The sequence below is a fragment of the Pseudomonas sp. SIMBA_041 genome, from assembly GCF_046535095.1.
Classification (GTDB): Bacteria; Pseudomonadota; Gammaproteobacteria; order Pseudomonadales; family Pseudomonadaceae; genus Aquipseudomonas; species Aquipseudomonas mucoides.
The window spans coordinates 1-244 of record NZ_JAWRXJ010000797.1; the positions used below are offsets into that span (position 1 = coordinate 1).

Consider the following 244-nt stretch of genomic DNA (forward strand, 5'->3'; position numbering starts at 1 on the left):
CCGTGGACTGGATGCCGGTGCCGACTATTATCTAGCCAAAGCCAGTTTCCATGACGACGCCCTGCTGGATGCAGTGGTGGAACTGATTGGAGGAGCGCGGGCATGAAGATAGCGATAGTCAATGACATGCCCATGGCCGTGGAGGCCCTGCGCCGTGCGCTGGCCTTCGACCCCAGCCACGAGGTGGTGTGGGTCGCCACCAATGGTGCGGAAGCGGTGAAGTACTGTGCCGAACTGACCCCGG

General features: G+C 61.9%; 1 protein-coding gene and 1 pseudogene. Both read left to right on the plus strand.

The features are described 5' to 3' along the window. A partial coding sequence (locus SB725_RS33315; protein ID WP_410923711.1) for a hypothetical protein occupies nucleotides 1–106 on the plus strand: 106 nt, incomplete at its 5' end. Further along, nucleotides 103–244, plus strand: a pseudogene (locus tag SB725_RS33320) (chemotaxis response regulator protein-glutamate methylesterase); the annotation flags it as partial. The gene SB725_RS33315 and the pseudogene SB725_RS33320, both read left to right, overlap by 4 nt.